Source organism: Saprospiraceae bacterium, assembly GCA_026129545.1.
Taxonomy (GTDB): Bacteria; Bacteroidota; Bacteroidia; order Chitinophagales; family Saprospiraceae; genus M3007.
In genome coordinates this window covers 804041-823040 of record JAHCHX010000002.1, presented here as the reverse complement: position 1 = coordinate 823040, position 19000 = coordinate 804041, and the positions used below count along the sequence as shown (strand labels likewise).

Below are 19000 nucleotides of genomic sequence, written 5' to 3'. Positions count from 1 at the left end.
ACATGAAAAATAAAATTGCTCTCGCGTCAATCATTGTGCTGTTGCTCGCATCTTGCAAAAACAAGCATACAACCGAACAACATGCCACCGCGCACCAGCGGTCGGTCGAGGAACATCCGACAACGACGCTCATTCACCTTTCCGCCGAGCAAGTCCAACGTGCCGACATCGCTTGGGGGGCGGTGGAAACTCGCCACGTCAGCACTACCTTGCCCCTTACTGGCGAGTTGCGCATCCACCCCGAAAATCGCGCGGTGGTGAGCGCCCCAGCAGATGGTTTTTTGGGTGACTTGAAGGTCAGGCTAAACCAGTCGGTGCGCAAAGGAGACCTGCTGGCCACCTTGCGCAAGCCTGATTTGGTGGATTTGCAGCAGCAATATCTCGAAAACCGCGACCGATTGGCTTTTTTGCAAATAGAGTTCGACCGCTATCGAACGCTGCAAAACGACGAGGCCACCGCTGCCAAAAATTTCCAAAAGGCAGAAGCCGAGCTCCGGGCCGCTACCACGACGGGCCAATTGCTGGCCGCCAAACTCCGCCTCTACGGCATTGATGCCGAGCAACTGTCGCCTGCCAACGTGCGCGCCGAGCTACGCATCGTCGCGCCTTTGAATGGTACGGTGACGGCCATACACACAAGCACTGGGAGCGCCGTTCAGTCCGGCACGCCCATTTGCGAGGTAGCCGATTTTTCCGCCCTGCACGCCGATTTGTTTGTTTTTGAAAAAGATATTTTGAAAATAAAACCCGGTCAAAAAGCAGACATCTTTTTGGCAGGGGGAGCGGGCAAAGCCCTCCAAGCCACTGTTTTCAGCATTGACCGCGTGCTCGACCCTGCCAAAAACGCTCTCCGTGTCCATGCCCGACTCGAAGCCCCCGGCCAACTGTCGCTGGCTGATGGCCTCTATCTCGACGCGAAACTCGCGCTCGAAGCGCCTGTCGCTTTGCCTGCCCTGCCCTCCGATGCTATTGTGCGCGAAGGGCTTGAAGAATTTATCTTGATTTTGGAAAACGAAAAAGAGGGAGCCGCGACTTTCGAGGCCGTGAAAGTGAAAACCCTCGGCACGACGAATGGCTTCGCCGCTTTTGAGCCTGAAACACCGCTGCCCGCCCACGCAAAAGTGGTGCGACGCGGTGCCTATTTCGTGTGGTCGCAAGGTAAAGTGGAAGAGTTCGCAGAGGAGGAGGGGCACTAATAGGCGTTTTTCGGCACGGAGATGCGGCATCTGCGTATGCTGCACCTCCGTGTTCGAGGCGCCTACACACTACGCCTCATCCAACTTTCTTTCCTCGTGGGGCGGCAAATCCAATTCGTGAATGATTTTTTCCCGCGTGGGCAACTGCGTGATGAACAAGCCAATGCCCGCCGCTGCCAAGGCGAGCAGCACATAATTCGCGGAGACGAAGAAGTAGCCGACCAAACAAATCAGCACTGCCGATTCCATGAGCGCGAAGCGCGCCACCTGTGCGGCGCGGTAGGCCGAGATTTTTTCTGAAAAAACCGTCAGGGAGCGGGCGGCCTCTACCCGTTTGGGAATCAGGAAGTACGCGGAGGCTTGCAAGGCGAGCCACGCCACGACGAGCGCCATGTCAAAGGGCTCTTGGTAAATGCCGGGCCGACCATTCGGAGGCACCAGAAACCATAAGATGACAAAAATGGCGATTTGGCCCACCAACAGGCCGAAAAAGAGAATCTTGAGCGATTGAAGAAAGCCGGGCTGGCTCTGATTGTTCGTCATGGTGCATTTATTCGCTTTTATGGATTTTCACCCAACCTGCCGACAAGAGGGAGGCGTTTCACATTAGACTTGTTGCGGTGAATGCCTTTGGCGAAGGGAAAGCCCTTTTTCCGACTGGCTTCGTTAAATTTTTCGCCGAATATGCCCGATTTCGACTGCAAAATTTGCCTTGCCAGTCGAAAAAATGACAATCCCCTTCACCCAAAGCCCTCCACCGCAACAAGTCTATTGTCGTAAGCAACATGGGGCATCCCGAATTTTGAAAAAAACAGATTTTGGCTCACTATTTTGCTAAAAATCAAGTCTTCTACAGCTATTCTCGGTTTGTAAGAGGTGTCATCTTTTGAGGAACAAAAAAGGTGACATCTCGACCTGTTTTTGAGAGGTCACCCCTCCATGCTTCCGGGATGACACCTCAGAACCCGACAAAGCGAGAATCACTGAGTCTTCTAACTGCCCCAGCGGGGCTGAATATGGGCAAAAACCTCCTTCATATTCCGCCCGCTGGGGCAAAAATTCGGGAGGACTCATGATATGCCGGAACAGCGTTACGGCGTACAAAAGCGACCATTTGAAATCCCCCCCCCCCGATAAGGACATTGATTTTGAGCAAAAATCGCGGCTGCAAGATATGCTTCGCGCCGTTAGGTTTGGGGCATGGCTGCAATCGCAATCTGCTAAAAGTCACGGACATCAATCATGTTCATCTAACAAATCCTAGCGAATCAAGGTATAAGTCAGTAGCGCAAACCACACGTTTGTCATGTTCTCCCTATTTTTCCCGCCACAAAATGCAAGCATCCATGAAAAAAGCAATCGTAGCTCTTGGTTTCATCATTTCTCATTCGTCATTTCTCACCAGCCAATCCGACCCCGGCCATGCCGCTGGCGCTACCGATGCCTGGCATATCGTCGCCGACAACATTGACCCGGCCAACTACTATGGCATCACCGTGGCCAACGGCATGATTGGCCTCGTGTCGTCGCCAGAGCCGATGCGCGTGAAAGACGTGGTGCTCAACGGCGCTTATGACAACTACGGGCGCGGGCGTGTCTCGAACATTCTAAAAGGGTTCAATTTTATGAACATGAACCTCGATGTGGACGGGCGAAGAGTGACCCGAAACGACATTTCTCAATACAAACAAGTGCTCAATATGCGTGGCGCGGCGCTGACGACAAGTTTCGATGTGGGCGACCGAGTTTCTGTGAACCATAAAGTTATGGCCCTGCGTCATCTTCCTTACTGCGCTCTTTCCATCGTGGAGATAACAGCCAAAAAAGACGTGACCATCACGCCCGCATCGGTCATCGAAGCGCCGGACATCTTGCAGGATGTGCGGAATTTTTACTCGGAGATTGACCGCCCGCACGTTTTGATTCCGCTTTTGACTTCGGTGGCAAAAAGCCCGAGCGGGAAATACACCGTAGCGGCCTCGACGAGTTTTATTTTTGAAGAAAAACACGGCTCCGAACCCGACTTGATTCACGAGGACTGGGACTACAACATGCACCTGCTGAAATTTTCCAAAAAACTGAAAGCAGGAGAGAAATACCGCTTTGCGGTGGTCGGCACGGTCATCTCCAGCGCCCATGTGCCCGACGCGCACAACGAGGCCGAACGCCTCACGATTTATGCCGCTTTGGAAAAAACCGACCGCCTGCAACGCCGCCATGTGGCCGAATGGGAAAAACTCTGGGCTTCCGACATCACCATCGAGGGCGACGTGACGGCCACCCGCGATGTGCATTCGGCGATGTATCACCTCTACTCCTTCGCCCGCGAAGGCACTGCCTTGAGCCTATCGCCGATGGGGCTTTCGGGCTTGGGCTACAACGGCCACGTTTTTTGGGACACAGAACTTTGGATGTACCCACCGTTGCTGCTCTTGCACCCCGAAATCGCCAAGTCGTTGCTCGAATTCCGATTCCAACTGCTCGAACAAGCCAAGCAAAACGCCTTTTCGCACGGCTACAAAGGCGCGATGTACCCCTGGGAAAGCACCACGACCGGCCAAGAGGAAACCCCCGTGTGGGCTTTGACGGGGCCGTTCCAACAGCACATCACGGGCTGTGTGGCGTGGGCGGCGTGGCAGTATTATCTGGTGACGAAAGACAAAACTTGGCTCCGCGAGCGCGGCTGGCCGCTCCTCCAAGCCTCCGCCGAATTTTGGGCCAGCCGCGTGGAGCGCAACGGCCCCGGCAGATACGACATCAACAACGTCATCGGGGCAAACGAGTGGGAGGAGAACATTGACAACAACGCATTCACCAATGGCATGGCCAAAACCGTGCTGGCCCATGCAACCGACGCGGCCAAAGAACTCGGCCTTTCGCCCGACCCCGACTGGCTCCAAGTGGCGGCGAATATCCCTATTCTGAAATTCCCCGACGGCACCACCCGCGAAAACGCAACCTACGACGGCGTGAATATCAAACAGGCCGATGTGAACCTGCTGGCCTATCCGCTCAAAGTCGTCACCGACCCAGCACAAATCAGAAAAGACCTCGACTACTACGAGCCGCGCATGGCACCCGATGGCCCGGCGATGGGCCATGCCATTCTTTCGGTGTTGGCCTCGCGGGCGGGCGACTCCAAGCGTGCCCACGCGCTCTGGGCGAAAAGCTACAAGCCCAACGAGGTGCCGCCATTTGGCGTGCTGGCTGAGACGGCGGGCGGCACGAACCCCTATTTTGCCACCGGAGCGGGTGGTTTTTTGCAAGCGACGCTCATGGGCTTTGGCGGTTTGGACATCACGCCGCAGGGTATCGTGCAGTTGAAAACCAAGCTCCCGCTGGGTTGGAAATCGCTGACGATGACGGGAATTGGGGTGGAGCGGAGGACGTTTACGGTAAAGTAACGCCGACCTTCTGGTTGGCGACCAACTATACCTTGATTTGCTAGGATTTGTCAGATGAACATGATTGATGTCCGTGATTTTGAACAGATTGCGCTTTTTAGCCATGCCCAAAACTTGGCGGCGCGAAGTATAAAAGTTGGCGTTACTTTCAAGTAACGGCGAGTTTATTTGCATCCTCACATCTCCATTCGCTGCGCCCCACTTCTGAGCGCCACCACTTTCCCTTTCCAATGAAAAGTGCCGTCCAGTCCTTCCGGCAGTTCGATTTCCGCGGACAGGCCCCCGGTCGAGGTTTTTTGCAAATTCACTTTGACAATTCCTTTTGGATGCGGCATCTGGCCTTTGACCAACTCCAACTCGCCCAAAAACGGCTCGATGCGCACCGTCTCAAAACCCGGCGAACCGGGATTGATGCCACAAACGGTCGAGAGAAATTCGTACACTGGCGAGGCGCTCCAAGCGTGACAGTCGGAGCGCACAGGTTCAGGGTTTTCGGCAAACGTCGTGAGACCGTTGTCGAGCATTTCGTACCAAGGGCCGAGCTGTCGGAGAAACTGGTCGCCCATGCCTGTTTTTTTCAAAGCCTGAAAAAGGTAAAATTTGAAATAGTAAGTCGCCTGTCGGATGCTCGTGTCGGCCATGATGCGGCGCAGCAAAGCGGGCTGTTCCGCTTCCGGCACGGCATCCGTCAGCACCGCCCAGATGTTGGCGTGTTGGCTGAACGCCTTTTTTTCAGGCGTGTCGGCAAGCAGTTGGCGGGTTTCGTCCCAACAAAGGTTTCGAGTTTCGAGCGCGATTCGGTTGGCGCGGCGCTCGTAAAAAGCGGCTTTTGAAGTCAATGCCTCGTCTTTTTCAAAATACTTGAACAACTCTGCGGCTTGTCGCAAGGTGTAGGCGTATTGCAGCGACAGGATGGACGAGCCGCCGTTTCGCGCCCCATCTGGCACGCCGCCGATGCGCTCGGTGTTGCTCCAAGGCCAGCTCCAGTCCACGAAATTCCACCATTCGAGTGGGCCGTTCATGGTGGTGTTTTTGTCCAATCGTTCGTCGTGCCAAGCCAGCACTTGCTCTATGCCGGGCAGGAGCGATTGGACGAAAACATCGTCGCGGCGGTGCATCCAGTAGTCATGCACCATGCTCACCCAAAACAGTGAAAACGTAGGGATTATCTGCATATCGCGGCAGGGATAGCGGCTTTGCGTGAGGCCGTCGGCGATGCGCGAATGGTCGTAATCCCGAATCGCTTTGCGCATCAGCCGAGCATCGCCACTGACGTAGAGCGAGATAAGTGCCTGAATGCGCGTGTCGCCCGTGTATTGCAACTGTTCGTAGTAGGGGCAGTCCACATAGGTCTCTTGGGCGCAGAGCCGGGCAGTGCGCCAGCCCACTTCCCAGACCTTGTTGGGTCGTTTGGGTATGCTGAAAAAAGTGGCTTTTTGCTCAAAAGGGTAGCCTGTGAAAACCCCGAAAAAATCCTCGATGCGAAGTGGTTCGCCTTGCGTCCGAATGTCCATCTGAACGTAGCGCCAAGTGCGGAACTCCAATGGGACGAACAGCCGGTTCGCGCCGCCATCGGCGATAAACACATCTCGTTTGCCCAGAATCGTCTTGCCTTCGATGTCGTTTCGATTGCCTTTTTCCCGTTTTTCATCAATCAAGGCCTCTGCGTAGGTCAGCGTCACGGCGGCGTTTTTTCCTTGGCTCACGACCAATTGCGGATAGGCGTTGGTCAAATGGCCTTGGTCGAGCAAAATCGTGGCACTGGTGTTGGCCGGAATCACGAGCGGTTGTTTCCCTTGCAAAAAAGCATCCGTAGCCGTCACGCCTTGCGCTCGCCGAACTTTTGCCAACCGCTCCGGGCGCTCTTCCATCGGGGGGATTTCTCGCGGCACAAGCATCCAGTTGCCATCGGAGCCAAGGCCGCGCGGTTTGGCCGGAAACCACAAAACCCGCGCAGGCAGCCATTGGCCATCGTCGAAATTCGGCTGCTCCCAACCCCAGGGGTACGTTGAGCCATCCACCCGTTCGCCATCGCCGACGACGATATAGGTGCGCATTTTCGCCATGTCAAGCGCTTCGGGCGCGTATGCGGGATTTTGCAGCACCCGCCAAGAGGTGTCGGTGTCCACCAGTGCCTCCGATTTGCCGTCGCCTTGCAGGATAAAACCAGTTTGAAAGCTCATTTGGGCGAAGGGCGCATTTTCCCCGCCGTTCCACACGACCGCCGCCAACACATTTTTGCCTTTTTGCAAAAACGGCGCGAGGTCGAGGCTCTCGAAATTCCAGTGCCAGATGTCGCTCCGCGCTGGCCCATGGCTCACGGATTTTCCGTTGACAAACAATCGGTAGCGATGGTCGGCGGAGACATGGACGAAGAAACGGGCGGGTTTTTCGGGCAAGTCGAATGTTTTTCGGAAATGAAAAACGCCGAATTGGGTGGCGGGAGCGGTCGGGTGAGCGAGCCAACGAGCTGGCCAATAGTTGCGCAACAATTCAGGATTGACAGGTGTATGCTGGGCATTGACGGATAGGGTCAAAAGGAGCAGCGTCGGACACAGCAATTTTGAAAACATCGGCGAAGTGGGCGATTTTTTGAAAAACCCGACCGCTAAAGTGAAAACTTTTGATGAGAAATGATGCCCCAACAATTCGTCAAGACTTATTCAGGGGGGAGCGGGATTCACAGATGAAATACGCGCACATTTTGCCTCTCTGCGAATGGACTTTTTCGTGTAGGTTTGCCAAAATTATCGAACAAAACAGACAAGCCATGATTCGTTTCATTCTCAAAATCGGCATGATGCTCGTGGCGGGCATCCTTATCTACAACTTTTTCTTTGGCACCAATGAAGAAAAAGAACAGTCGCGCAAGATTTTTGGGCAACTGAAAGACGTAGTCGTGTCCGTGAGTCATTTGGTCAAGTCGGAGAAGCAGAAGTATGACGCGGGCAAGTACGACACGGCTTTGGAAAAATTGGGCGGTGCCTATCAAGCCGTGCGCAAACAGGCCCAACATCTCGATGCCAACCTCCTGAAACGCCTTGACGAGTTGGAGCAGCGAAAGGCCTCGCTCAAGGCCGAGCTGGACAGCATCGAGCAGGGAGAAAGGGAACTCTCCGCCGCACCCGCTCCGAAAAAGGGCATACGCGCCGACCCTAAGGCCGAAAAAGCCAAGGCGGACAAGGAAGCCGACCAACAGCGACGCAAGGAAGCTCTCCAACGGGAGCTGGAACAGCTGTTCAAAGATTCCGAGACGCTGTTGCAACAAGCGCAAGAGCGAAAATAAGTTAGAATTGGTAAGAAATTTGCAGGTGTCAGGCCTTCGCCTTCAGGGGAGCGCCAACCGCCTGCTTGGTTTGTGAAAATGTCTTTAAATTGTCATTTTTGCAACTTTCAAGAGGCTAAATGCGACCTTCCCCGTCCCAACACGCTCTGAAAACTGTTATGCTAATCCTTCAAACGGAATTGACCTGACATGACTGAACTACTGTCGCAAATACTCGGCGCTGATTGGGATAACGCGCTGATTATCATACTGAACCTCATCATCATTGAAAGCCTCCTGTCTGTTGACAACGCCGCCGTGTTGGCCACGATGGTCATGGACCTGCCCCAGCACCAACGCGCCAAGGCATTGCGCTACGGCATCATCGGTGCATATGTTTTTCGTGGCTTGTGCCTCATTTTCGCGGCATGGCTCATACAAATATGGTGGCTCAAGCCATTGGGGGGGCTTTATTTGATATTTCTCGCCTACAATTATTTCCGCACGAAAGCCACTCCGCAGCATGATGACGACGTGCTGGTGAAAGAGGAAAAATGGTTTTACAAAATTTCCACAGGTCTTTTCGGCCAGTTTTGGGCGACTGTGATTGCGGTGGAAATCATGGACTTGGCGTTTTCGCTCGATAACGTATTCGCGGCAGTCGCTTTCACCAACAATATCTGGCTAATATGCATAGGCGTGTTCATCGGGATTCTCGCCATGCGTTTTGTGGCTCAATGGTTCGTGAAACTTTTGGAACGCTATCCGTTCCTTGAGGTGAGTGCCTTTATCGTCATTGGCATACTGGGTCTTAAATTGTTTTTGTCACTTCCGGGCCACTTCTTTGCCGGCCATTGGATGGTCAGGCTGCTCGAAGGCGAGATGTTCGACCTCTTCATCTCCATAGTGACGGCTGGGTTTTTTTTCGTGCCCATCATCACTTCACGGTTGTTTGGCTGGCCATCCAGCACCAAGTCGAAAAGCGACACCGCAAGCAACGGCATGGGTGTGGCCCCAAGCCCCATTGACCAGCTTGGGCCAGCAGCCACCAAAGATTTGGGGGAAGACGGCCCGCCGGATGAGCGCCAACGAGCCAATGTTCATTGGAAAAATGGCCCCCTGCTTCGTCCGACTTTTCGCGACAACTTGACTTTGCAAGACAGATACGCCTTATCCCCTCTGTATTATGAGCAAAAACCAAGATTGCGACAAAATCCTTCGCTAGAACCTCGAGCGTATCATCCCGGCCATCCTTCGCAAATCTTGCGGTCTTTCTTCTGAAAAATTGACCGATTTGCCCACTGGCTTTCCTAGCGGGTGGTGCGTCACGCTCGCTCAAATAGAACGTTGCACAGGTACATCACTCAATTGGAAATCCTCGCAACCCTGCGTAACTTGCAGCCTCAAACCATTCAACCAATAGAAGCCAACGACATCATCACCGATATTCTCAACCAACAAGGTGTCGAGAAGGGTATCGAAGCCAAAACCCGAATCATGGTTACCAAACTTCTCAAAAAGAACCTGCTTACCCTGTAAGAAATTGCCAAATTGGCGGAATTGACGGTTGATTACGTCATCAAAATTCAAAATGAGCTAACAGCACTAGAGAAGAAAGGCAAATAGCCAGATGGTACATTTCACTCGCCAGATACTCCCCAACGGTCTCCGCGTCCTTGTTCACGAGGACACTTCCACGCCACTTGTAGCCGTCAACGTCACTTACTATGTGGGGTCACGCGACGAGCAAGCCGACAAGACCGGCTTTGCCCACCTATTTGAGCACCTCATGTTTGCTGGTAGCAAAAATGTGCCTGATTTCGACGACCCGCTCCAGCGTGCGGGGGGCGAAAACAATGCCTACACGACCAACGATTATACGACTTTCTACGAAATAATGCCCGCCGAAAACCTGGAGACTGCCCTATGGCTCGAAAGTGACCGTATGCTGGCGCTCAATATCTCCAAAAAAGCTTTGGATGTGCAACGCAAGGTCGTGGTCGAGGAGTTTAAAGAAACCTGCCTCAACGAACCTTATGGCGATGCGTGGCACCACCTCTCCGAGCTCATGTATCGCGAACATCCGTATCGGTGGCCAGTCATTGGCCTCGTGCCGGAGCATGTGGAAAAAGCGGAGCTCGACGATGTCCGCTCATTTTTCAAACAATGGTACACGCCGAACAACGCCGTGCTGTCCATCGCTGGCAACGTGCGGGCGGGCGAGGCTTTCCAACTGGCCGAAAAATGGTTTGCGGCGATTCCGCCCGGCCCTGCCCCCCACCGCCAGTTGGTGCCCGAACCTCCGCAAGACATCCCACGCCGTCGAGAAGTACGTTCCTCCAACGTGCCCGTGCCAGCCGTTTTCCTTGCCTTTCGCACCCCTGCTCGACTTCACCCGGATTTTTATGCGGTTGATTTGCTGTCGGATGTATTGGCACAGGGGCAATCGTCGAGGCTATATCGCCGCCTTCTGAAAGAGCGCCAGTTGTTTTCTCAAATAGACGCATACATCACGGGCAACATTGACCCCGGCTTGATGGTCATCGAGGGTCGCCCATCGATGGGTGTGACACCTGATGAGGCGTTGGCCGCGATATGGCAAGAGTTGACACTGCTGAAGACACACCCCATCGAGCAGCGCGAGTTGGAAAAAATCCAACACCGTTTTGAAAGCACGGTTGTGTTTTCGGAAACGAGTGTGCTCAACAAAGCCCAAAACCTCGCTTTTTACGAAATCCTTGACCGAGCAGAGCTGATGAATGAAGAAGTTGACATTTACCTTGCCGTGACACCCGCTGATTTGCACCGCGTTGCCAATGACCTTTTTCAAGAACGCAACTCGGCCATTTTGACTTATCTGCCTGCTTTGACTGTTTAGGCCCTTTTTCAACCAGCACCCAACGAAAGCGCCCTGTAGCTCGTGATATTGAGAAAGTTGAACCAAACCGCTTTCTCGCATGAAATCATTGTCGTTTTTGGCTCTTTGCCTCCTTCCCTCACTCACCCTCCCGGCACAGTTGGCTCCCGAATTGAAGAACCTTGAAGGTATCTGGTATCAATCGGGGCGCACGGCCGCTTGCTACTCGATTTGGGCCTATTTGGGCGAAGACACGTTTGAGAACCAAACTTTTACCATACTGTGCGGCGATACGATTGAACAAAGCCGGGCCACTGTTGCAAGCTTTGAAGGCGCGATGTCCATGACACTTCGCACCGATTCTATCGGCAATAGTCCGGTACAAGTCTTTCGCCTTGCTCGTCTTAGCGGCGATGAGATTTTCTGGCAAAATGAAAATCCAGAAGGTACGCCGCAGCAGCTAGCTTGGATTTTTCATGGCAGCAGCTACGCTACTTTTAGCGCCGACGGATTGGAGGTGGATTTTCGCCGCAAGCGGCTACCCATGAAGATACTGCTCAGGGTTTCGGCAGGTGCCAATCTGAGCACGTTTGCGGGCAATCGTTCGCCCCATGAATTTCTCGCATTGCAAAATGTGGCCTTCACCGAAAGCTCCCATCAAAGATTGCCGGGGCAGGAAGTCGCTTTTTCAGCCGGATTGCTTTTTCGAGAAACACCGCTGCGTCTTTTTTTTGAATTATGGGTGGCCCGACGTCAAGTCGGTGTGCAAGCTCGTTTTGTCACCGAGCAGGGCGGCTACGCACGTCACGGGGTGTATGATTATTTCAACACCTCTTTTGCGCTTGTGCCCGAAGTGTTCCTCGATAAAAAACAGCGTTTGGCGTTGTCAACTGGTTTCTACTTCGACCTTGCGCAGCAAAGAAGCTATCGCGGTGACAGGGCCAGCCCCTCTTCCAACGCAACGTTTGCCGACCCTCGGCAGGACATTGACAGGGAGCGAGGTGTTTTGGCGGGTGTGTCGTATCGTATTTCTTTTCTGGAAAAATGGCAACCCACCATGTATGTGAGACATGCATTCGGGCTAAACGACACACGGGTGCGGGCGATTTCGCTTGGCTTGTCTTTTCAGTTGGGTAAAAAATAAATGACTTGCGTGTAGTAATGACGAAATAACTTGGGGATGGGCGGACTTTTTTAGTTTTGCGCTTCTTTTTGTCGCCGAAGCCTTGTGGAAGGCGAACGAAGGCAATAAAACACACGAAAACATGAACCTATCCTTCAAGACACTCAACAACATCGCAGGCTGGCTGGTATTTGGCATCGCAGCCATCGTATTGGGCATGGCAGCCGAACGCACAGGTAGCCTGTGGGACTGTGGCGAATTTATCTCTGGCGCATACAAACTTCAAGTGGTGCACCCCCCCGGCGCACCCGTATTTCTGATTGTGGGACGCTTGTTTACATGGGTTGCGGAAATCCTATCCAACAATCCAGCCGATATTGCTTTCGCCGTGAACCTGATGTCGGCGCTTTGCACGGCTGCAACGGCGATGTTTGTCTGTTGGAGCACGACCATCCTCGCGCGATTGGCCTTGGAAGGTCGGGGCCACGAGCCTGAGGGCAGCCATGCCATCGCGGTGGCGGGCGCGGGCTTGGTGGCGGGCCTCACCACCGCGTTCACCACTTCTATTTGGTTTTCGGCAGTGGAAGGCGAGGTGTATGCCATGTCCACATTTTTCACGGCCATGACGTTGTGGGCCACCTTGAAATGGTACAACTTGCCCGACACGGCAGAGTCGGACAAATGGCTGGTGTTCGCGTTTTACTCGACGGCGCTTTCCATCGGCGTGCACTTGCTGAGCTTGCTCACGTTCCCGGCACTGGCCATGTTTTATTATTTCAAAAAAGAAAAGAAACCCACGGTGTGGGGCACGCTTGTGTCAGCAGGCGTGGGTGTGGTGTTCATAGTGGCCATTCAAAAACTCATCATCGCAGGTATTCCGGCATTTTGGGCATTTTTCGACAAACTTTTGGTGAACAGCTTTGGCCTGCCGTTCTATTCGGGCATCATACCCGTGTTGCTGATATTTGGCGGAGCCATCTGGTTTGGTCTCAGGCAGGCAGAGAAAAGAGGCAACGGCCTGCTGCAACGCTTGGTGGTGGGGCTTGGCTTGGTGGTCATTGCGTATTTTTCATACGGCATGGTCATCATACGCGCCAACGCCAACCCTCCCATCAACATGAACGACCCTTCCGACCCCATGCGACTGCTGCCCTACCTCAACAGGGAGCAATATGGCGAACGCCCCCTCTTGCGCGGCCCGAACTTCGATGCGCGGCCCATCGGCATCAAGTCCCAAGAACGCTACGGGCGCGTCGGCAACCGCTACGAGGTGGTGGATGAAAAGGTGGACTACGAATTTCCCCCAGCCAGTCAGACCCTTTTCCCGCGCATGGGCGATTATTCACAAAACCGGCCCGCGCTCTATCGCCGATGGATTGACAAACCCACGGGCGAACCGACTTTTGCCGACAACATTGAGTTTTTCTGGAAATACCAGCTGGGCTGGATGTATGGACGGTATTTCATGTGGAATTTTGTTGGCCGCCAAAATGGCGAACAAGGCTTTTTCTCGTGGGACCCCAGCTCGGGCAACTGGCTATCGGGCATTGATTTCATTGATGAAATGCGCTTGGGCAATCAGAAGGAATTGCCCGATGCCCAGAAACACAACCAAGCAAGGAACAAGTATTACTTTATTCCGTTCCTGCTCGGCCTTTTAGGGCTTTTCTTCCACTACAAGCGCAGCCCGCGCGATTTTGCGGCCATCATGGCGCTGTTCATCATCACGGGCATTGGCATCATCGTCTATTCCAACCAGCCGCCCAACGAACCCCGCGAACGCGATTATGTGCTGGCTGGCTCCTTTTTTACCTATGCGATTTGGATTGGCTTGAGCGTGCTCGCGCTGTTTGAACTGCTCACCACCCGCCTGCGGCTCTCGGAAGCCCTCGGAAGCGTGGGGGCCACACTGTTGGCTTTGAGTGCCCCTTTGCTCATGGTGACGCAAAACTGGGACGACCACAGCCGCCACGAACACTTTGCCAGTCGTGACTACGCGAGCAACTTCCTCAATTCGTGCGACAAAAACGCCATCATCTTCACTTATGGCGACAACGATACCTACCCGCTTTGGTACTGCCAAGAAGTGGAAGGAATCCGAACCGATGTGCGCGTGGTGAACCTTTCGCTCATCGCGGTTGACTGGTACATCAATCAGCTGCGCCGAGCGGTGAACGACGCACCTGCCATCGAGATGAGCATTCCGCAGGAGCAAATTCGGGGCTACAAGAGGGTGCAAACGCCTTTCTATGCCCTCGGTGGCGAACGAGAGATGCTGTTGTCGGACGTGTTGAAGTATCTCGGCGAAGACCACAAATTGCCTACCCAAGGAGGACGCGATTTCGATACGCACCTGCCGACCCGACAATTCGTCCTTCCCGTCAACAAGGCAGAGATGATTGCCAACAACCTCATCTCGCCCAACGACACCACCATACTCGACACGATAAGGTTCAACTTGGGAGAAAAGGAATACCTTATCAAAGACGAGCTGGCGATTCTCGACATCATCAACTCTAACTTTTCCAAGCGCCCCATTTATTGGGCGGTGACCTGCCGCGAAGACAAGTTGCTCAACCTTCAGGACTTCATGCAACTGGAAGGCTTGTCGCTGCGCCTCGTGCCCAAATACACGCCCAGCGCCACCGATGCCTACGGCATCATCGGCAGCGGCGGGGTGGACACGGAGACCGCTTACAAAAACATCATGGAGAAATGGCGCTGGGGCAATTTTGACCAGAAGCGGTTGTTCGTGGACCGTTCCTATATGCCCAGCCTTCAGACCATGCGGGTCGTGTTCATTCGGGTGGCCCGCCAGTTGGTGCTGGAAGGCAAAAAAGACAAAGCCATTGCCTTGGTGGACAGGTATTTTGAGGTTTTCCCCGAATACAATTTCCCCTACGACCAATTCTCCGCGTTTTTGGCCGACGTGTATTTCCGCGCGGGCGACAACAAAAAGGCCAAGGCAAAAATTCGGGACATCGCCAAAACGATGGAGCAGAACCTGCGACACTACAACTCGCTCTCGCCCAACTTCCAGAAGGGCTACAAACAGGAAAACGACTTCGCGTTGGGCACCGCGCAAACCCTGATGCGCATGGCCGATGATTTGAAGGACGACGATTTGAAAAAGGAATTGGAGCGGATTTTTGTCCCATACATGCCCAATCGCCCACTCTTGCCAGGCACGGAAGGGATTCCGCAGTAGTGCCGCCTCGCGTGAGGGCGTTTTTTGCAAAAAAACGGGGGGCACCAATTCGGCTGTGGATGATATTCGAATCAACCACAGCCGAATTGGTGCCCCCCTTTCTTTTTTTGACTTGTGAGCCTGTCTCGCATATCTACGCTCATGCGGACAAATCGTGATGCAGCCTCAAATACGCAAAATATACCTTGATTCGCTAGGTTTTGTTAGATGAACATGATTGACGTTCTTGATTATGAACAGATTGCGATTGCAGCCATGCCCAAAACCTAACGGCGCGAAGTATAGCGTGACGCGCCTCAAAAACCTCCGCTCGACTGCAGGCGCAGGAAATGCTGCAAGCCCACTTCGTCAATCACCCCCACCAATTCGCCGCCGTCCACCACGCCCAAGATAGGAAGCCCCTGTTGCCGAAGATGATAGTAGATGGTCTGCAACGGCTCGTTGATGTGCACCAACTCTACCCTTTGAAGATAGTTGGCCACCTCTGAGGAAAAGTCGCGTCGTTTCATGGCGGCCACGATGGCTTCTTCTCGCAACGCGCCTACCAACTGGTCGTTCAAATCAAAGACGAGAAAATGGCGCTCCAATCCCTGCCGCACCAAATCAATGGGCGTTTGCATCCAGTCGGTCACGGTCAATCGGGTAAAATTGGGACGCATCAAATCGCGGGCGGTGTAGCGTTTGAGCAGCGCATCGAACCGCACCATCACGTTCTCCGAGCGGGCGCTCATAAACACAAAAAAACCAATCAGCCCAAGCGTGAAAGTACCCACCAGAAAACTCAACAGGATGAACGCGACCGCCACTGCCTGACCTATCCACGAGGCCCATTGGGTGGCGCGGACACGCCCCAGCCGAGCCGCCAACAAAGCACGCAACACACGGCCCCCATCCATCGGGAAAGCAGGCAACATATTGAAGAGCGCCAATCCAAGATTGATGGAAAGAAAAGCCGGGAGCGCGGTAAGCAATAAGCCCGGCTCAATGCCCGTCTCGGCCACAAGCTCCTCCAATTGCGAAGGCGTCTCCATGGAGAGCAGCATTTTGAAATCGCTAAACGAAATGTGTCCGATTATCAAATGCCAGAGGCGCTGAAAAAACAGCCCGATGGCACTGAAATAGTCATTGATGGATGCGAGGAAGGCCTCCCAATAAATGCCATCGAACAGCAGTAGCCCCACCCCAAAAAGTATCAGCGCAATCACCACATTGACCGCTGGCCCCGCAATGGCGACAAAAAACTCCTGAATGGGTTTTTCGGGCATCCGTTCCAAACGGGCAATGCCCCCTATGGGGGTCAGGATGATGTCTCGTGTCTCCACCCCGTAGCGGCGTGCGGTGAGCGAGTGTCCGTATTCGTGCAACAAGACGAAACCGAAAAGAGGCAGGATGATAGCCAGCACCCACAACATCCCGAACGAACCCATATTGTTGTCGTAGCCAATCCAAAATGCGTAGAGGAAAATGAGTGCAAACGACCAATGCAAGTACACCGGAATGCCCAACCAAGTAAATATCTTCAGAGAGCCGCGCATAAATCAATAAGCAGTAGTGAGCAGAAATTTATTGTTCGCTTTGGGTTTTTGTTTTTGAAGGCTTCGTCGCCAACACGATGTACTGATAGTCGAGCGCGTCCTTGTCAATTTTTTCGACGACAAAACCCGCCGTGATGAGCTCCTTTTCCACCTGCGAAAGCGCCACCTTGTATTCCTCCGGCGGACCGATGGGCAAGTTGTTCTTTTTAAAATCAATGATGAGCAATCTGGCACCGGGCGACATACCCTTCGATAGGGTCTTCAGGTACTGAACGCGCTGCTGAATATAGCCATAGGTGTTCACCAACACTACCGCATCGGCCTCTTCGGGCATCAGCAGCGGGTCGTCGGCCTTGGCCAGCCGGCTCTCGAAACGCTCGCGGTATTGGAGCGGCAGGCGCACGTTCACGCTGTCGAGAAAACGGATGAACCGTTGGTCAATGTCAATAGCAATCACCTTCTTGGCTTTAGGCACCAATCGGAATGTGAAATACCCGGTGCCGGCGCCAATGTCAGCCACTGTTTTGTCGCTCAGGTCGCCGAGCATCGCAATCACCAATTCCGGCTTTTGCCATATGCCCCGTTCTTTGCTTTCGTAATCGGCCACGAGGCTTTCAAAGTTGCCAGCGCCTGTTTTGGGCAAAGGCAAAGGTTCGGACGCGCGCGTGGCCGTGGGTTTTTCGCGGGTCAGCACAGGTGCGTCGGAAGTGTTTGGTGCGTCGTGGCGGCAAGCCACGAGTGCCAGCGCCAGTGTGAGAACTTGGAAGAATGGTGAAAGATGTTTCATGTTTTCTTTGCTTGTAGAACGACGCAAGGCCGGTTGTTGAGCGGCACTTGGGTTTGTAGAACAAGGCAAAAGTAGGGAAGTTCGGCGATTCGTCAGGTTGTGCCTATAGTCAACGCAAATCAGCCCCGTCCGCTTCACTTGGCCGGGCAAGCCCCTGCGTACAGGGTCTGACAAGGTGATTTTGAACGAACGGTGCTCGCAATCCTTTGAAAATCATGCAAATCAATCAAGGGAATCTTAAAATCCTCTTTAATCTGGGTATATCTTTGCCTTCTCAACTTGCAACAATTCGTTGAAATTCAATTTTCTAAACAAAATCAAACAAGCGCCTAACGGCCCCGAAGCCCGACAGGCGCTCACCATTTTTTTCGCTTGTCTGCTGATAGCGAGCATGATGCTTTCTCCATTTTTGCTCTCCATCAGCATGTGGGGATTGGTGGCGGTGGGGCTGTGGCAAAGTGCCGTCAGTTGCCGGGAGCAAGGCATCGTGCGCAATGCGCGGACTGTGGCGGCGTGGCGGCAGATACTGGTGTGGTCGTTCCGACGACTTTTCCAACGACCGCCACTTGCCCTCCTTTTGCTGCTCTTGGCGGCGCCAACGCTGAGTTGCTTTTGGTCAGCCGACTTGGCCTATTGGCTGAGGAGGGTGCAGACGCGCTTGCCTTTCCTTGTGCTGCCGTGGGTGTTTGCCAACCTGCCCCCGTTGAGCGGGCGCCAAATGCGCCTCGTGTTGTACGCGTTCGTTTGGATGTTGCTCCTTATCTGTCTCGGCATCGCCCTCCATTTTGCCCTCCATTTTCACGAAATCGTGGCTGGCATCGGGCGCGGCGACCCTATTCCCGTGCCTCGCAGTCACATTCGGTTCAGCCTGATTTTGGCGATAGGCATTGTGTCGGGGGCGTGGCTTTGGGCAGAGGGATTTTACTGGCGCAGCCCCCGCGAACGCTTGGCATTGGCAGCCACAACGGTGTTTTTGTTCCTCTTCATCCATGTGCTGTCTGTCAGGAGCGGCATTCTGGGGCTTTATGCGATGCTTCTTTTTGGGCTGGGCTGGTATGTGTGGCACACCCGGCGCTGGGTTGTGGGCGCATTGGCGTTGGGCATCGTGGTGGCCGCGCCGATAGTGGCCATGAAGACCCTGCCCAGCTTTCGGATGCGCGTCCACTACATGATATGGGATTGGCAGCAATACCGACAAAACACGGGTGGCGCCTACTCGGATGCCGAGCGCATCGTTTCGCTCCATACTGGCTGGCAGTTGTGGCGAGCAAACCCGGTGTTCGGAGTTGGCACGGGCGATTTGCCGACGGAAGTGCAGCGCGTGACGAAGGAACAATATCCTCAATACAGCAAAGAACCCAAATTGCCGCACAACCAATTTCTCTATATCTTGGCCGGGACAGGGGTATTTGGCTTGGCGCTGAGTCTCGTCGCTTTTTTTGCTCCCTTGGCAACCCCTCTGTACCGACGCTTTTTTTTGTTTTCAACCTTCCAAATCCTCGTCTTCAGCTCATTCATGGTGGAATATACCATCGAAACAGCAATTGGCGTGGCCTTTTATCTTTTTTTCACCCTCTGGTTCATGAAAATGGCGGAGGTCAACGAAAGTGCTTGAAACTCAGACG

13 protein-coding genes are annotated in these 19000 nt (G+C 53.7%); 9 read left to right on the top strand and 4 right to left on the bottom strand.

Features of this window, described 5'->3' with window-relative positions:
• The first annotated feature begins 2 nt into the window (after window positions 1-2).
• On the top strand, window positions 3-1196 hold the full coding sequence (locus tag KIS77_17750; GenBank protein ID MCW5924171.1) for an efflux RND transporter periplasmic adaptor subunit: 1194 nt from the start codon (window positions 3-5) through the stop codon (window positions 1194-1196).
• Window positions 1197-1265: 69 nt separating this feature from the next.
• Here KIS77_17750 and KIS77_17745 read toward each other — a convergent pair whose 3' ends face one another.
• The gene (locus tag KIS77_17745) at window positions 1266-1739 is read right to left on the bottom strand and encodes a hypothetical protein (protein MCW5924170.1); all 474 of its coding nucleotides are present in this window, start codon (window positions 1737-1739) and stop codon (window positions 1266-1268) included.
• Window positions 1740-2542: 803 nt separating this feature from the next.
• On the opposite strand from KIS77_17745, the gene KIS77_17740 reads away from it, so the two are divergent.
• Window positions 2543-4600, top strand: a complete 2058-nt coding sequence (locus KIS77_17740; GenBank protein MCW5924169.1) for a glycoside hydrolase family 65 protein — start codon at window positions 2543-2545, stop codon at window positions 4598-4600.
• 176 nt (window positions 4601-4776) lie between these two features.
• On the opposite strand, the gene KIS77_17735 is transcribed toward KIS77_17740, so the two are convergent.
• Entirely contained in the window at window positions 4777-7173 is a 2397-nt protein-coding gene (locus KIS77_17735; GenBank protein ID MCW5924168.1) for an alpha-L-rhamnosidase N-terminal domain-containing protein, read from the bottom strand.
• A gap of 197 nt (window positions 7174-7370) precedes the next feature.
• Between KIS77_17735 and KIS77_17730 the strand changes: the two genes are divergently transcribed.
• The 6 genes from KIS77_17730 to KIS77_17705 all read left to right on the top strand — a co-directional run bounded on the left by KIS77_17730 (window position 7371) and on the right by KIS77_17705 (window position 15053).
• The gene (locus KIS77_17730; GenBank protein MCW5924167.1) at window positions 7371-7886 is read left to right on the top strand and encodes a hypothetical protein; all 516 of its coding nucleotides are present in this window, start codon (window positions 7371-7373) and stop codon (window positions 7884-7886) included.
• A 189-nt stretch (window positions 7887-8075) separates the two neighbouring features.
• On the top strand, window positions 8076-9146 hold the full coding sequence (locus KIS77_17725; protein MCW5924166.1) for a TerC family protein: 1071 nt from the start codon (window positions 8076-8078) through the stop codon (window positions 9144-9146).
• Between the two features lie 66 nt (window positions 9147-9212).
• On the top strand, window positions 9213-9404 hold the full coding sequence (locus KIS77_17720) for a hypothetical protein (GenBank protein ID MCW5924165.1): 192 nt from the start codon (window positions 9213-9215) through the stop codon (window positions 9402-9404).
• A gap of 91 nt (window positions 9405-9495) precedes the next feature.
• On the top strand, window positions 9496-10743 hold the full coding sequence (locus KIS77_17715) for an insulinase family protein (GenBank protein MCW5924164.1): 1248 nt from the start codon (window positions 9496-9498) through the stop codon (window positions 10741-10743).
• Window positions 10744-10822: 79 nt separating this feature from the next.
• Window positions 10823-11866 carry a hypothetical protein gene (locus tag KIS77_17710; protein MCW5924163.1) on the top strand — a complete coding sequence of 348 codons (1044 nt, stop codon included), beginning with the start codon at window positions 10823-10825 and terminating at the stop codon, window positions 11864-11866.
• A 121-nt stretch (window positions 11867-11987) separates the two neighbouring features.
• Window positions 11988-15053 (top strand): DUF2723 domain-containing protein, encoded by a 3066-nt coding sequence (locus tag KIS77_17705; protein MCW5924162.1) that lies wholly within the window; start codon window positions 11988-11990, stop codon window positions 15051-15053.
• Between the two features lie 296 nt (window positions 15054-15349).
• Here KIS77_17705 and KIS77_17700 read toward each other — a convergent pair whose 3' ends face one another.
• Window positions 15350-16588: a site-2 protease family protein gene (locus tag KIS77_17700; protein ID MCW5924161.1), complete on the bottom strand. Its 1239-nt coding sequence runs from the start codon at window positions 16586-16588 to the stop codon at window positions 15350-15352.
• Window positions 16589-16616: 28 nt separating this feature from the next.
• The gene (locus KIS77_17695; GenBank protein ID MCW5924160.1) at window positions 16617-17375 is read right to left on the bottom strand and encodes a class I SAM-dependent methyltransferase; all 759 of its coding nucleotides are present in this window, start codon (window positions 17373-17375) and stop codon (window positions 16617-16619) included.
• A 292-nt stretch (window positions 17376-17667) separates the two neighbouring features.
• Here KIS77_17695 and KIS77_17690 point away from each other — a divergent pair, with 292 nt between their 5' ends.
• Window positions 17668-18990, top strand: coding sequence for an O-antigen ligase family protein (locus KIS77_17690; GenBank protein ID MCW5924159.1), 1323 nt, complete (start codon window positions 17668-17670; stop codon window positions 18988-18990).
• Window positions 18991-19000: the final 10 nt, after the last annotated feature.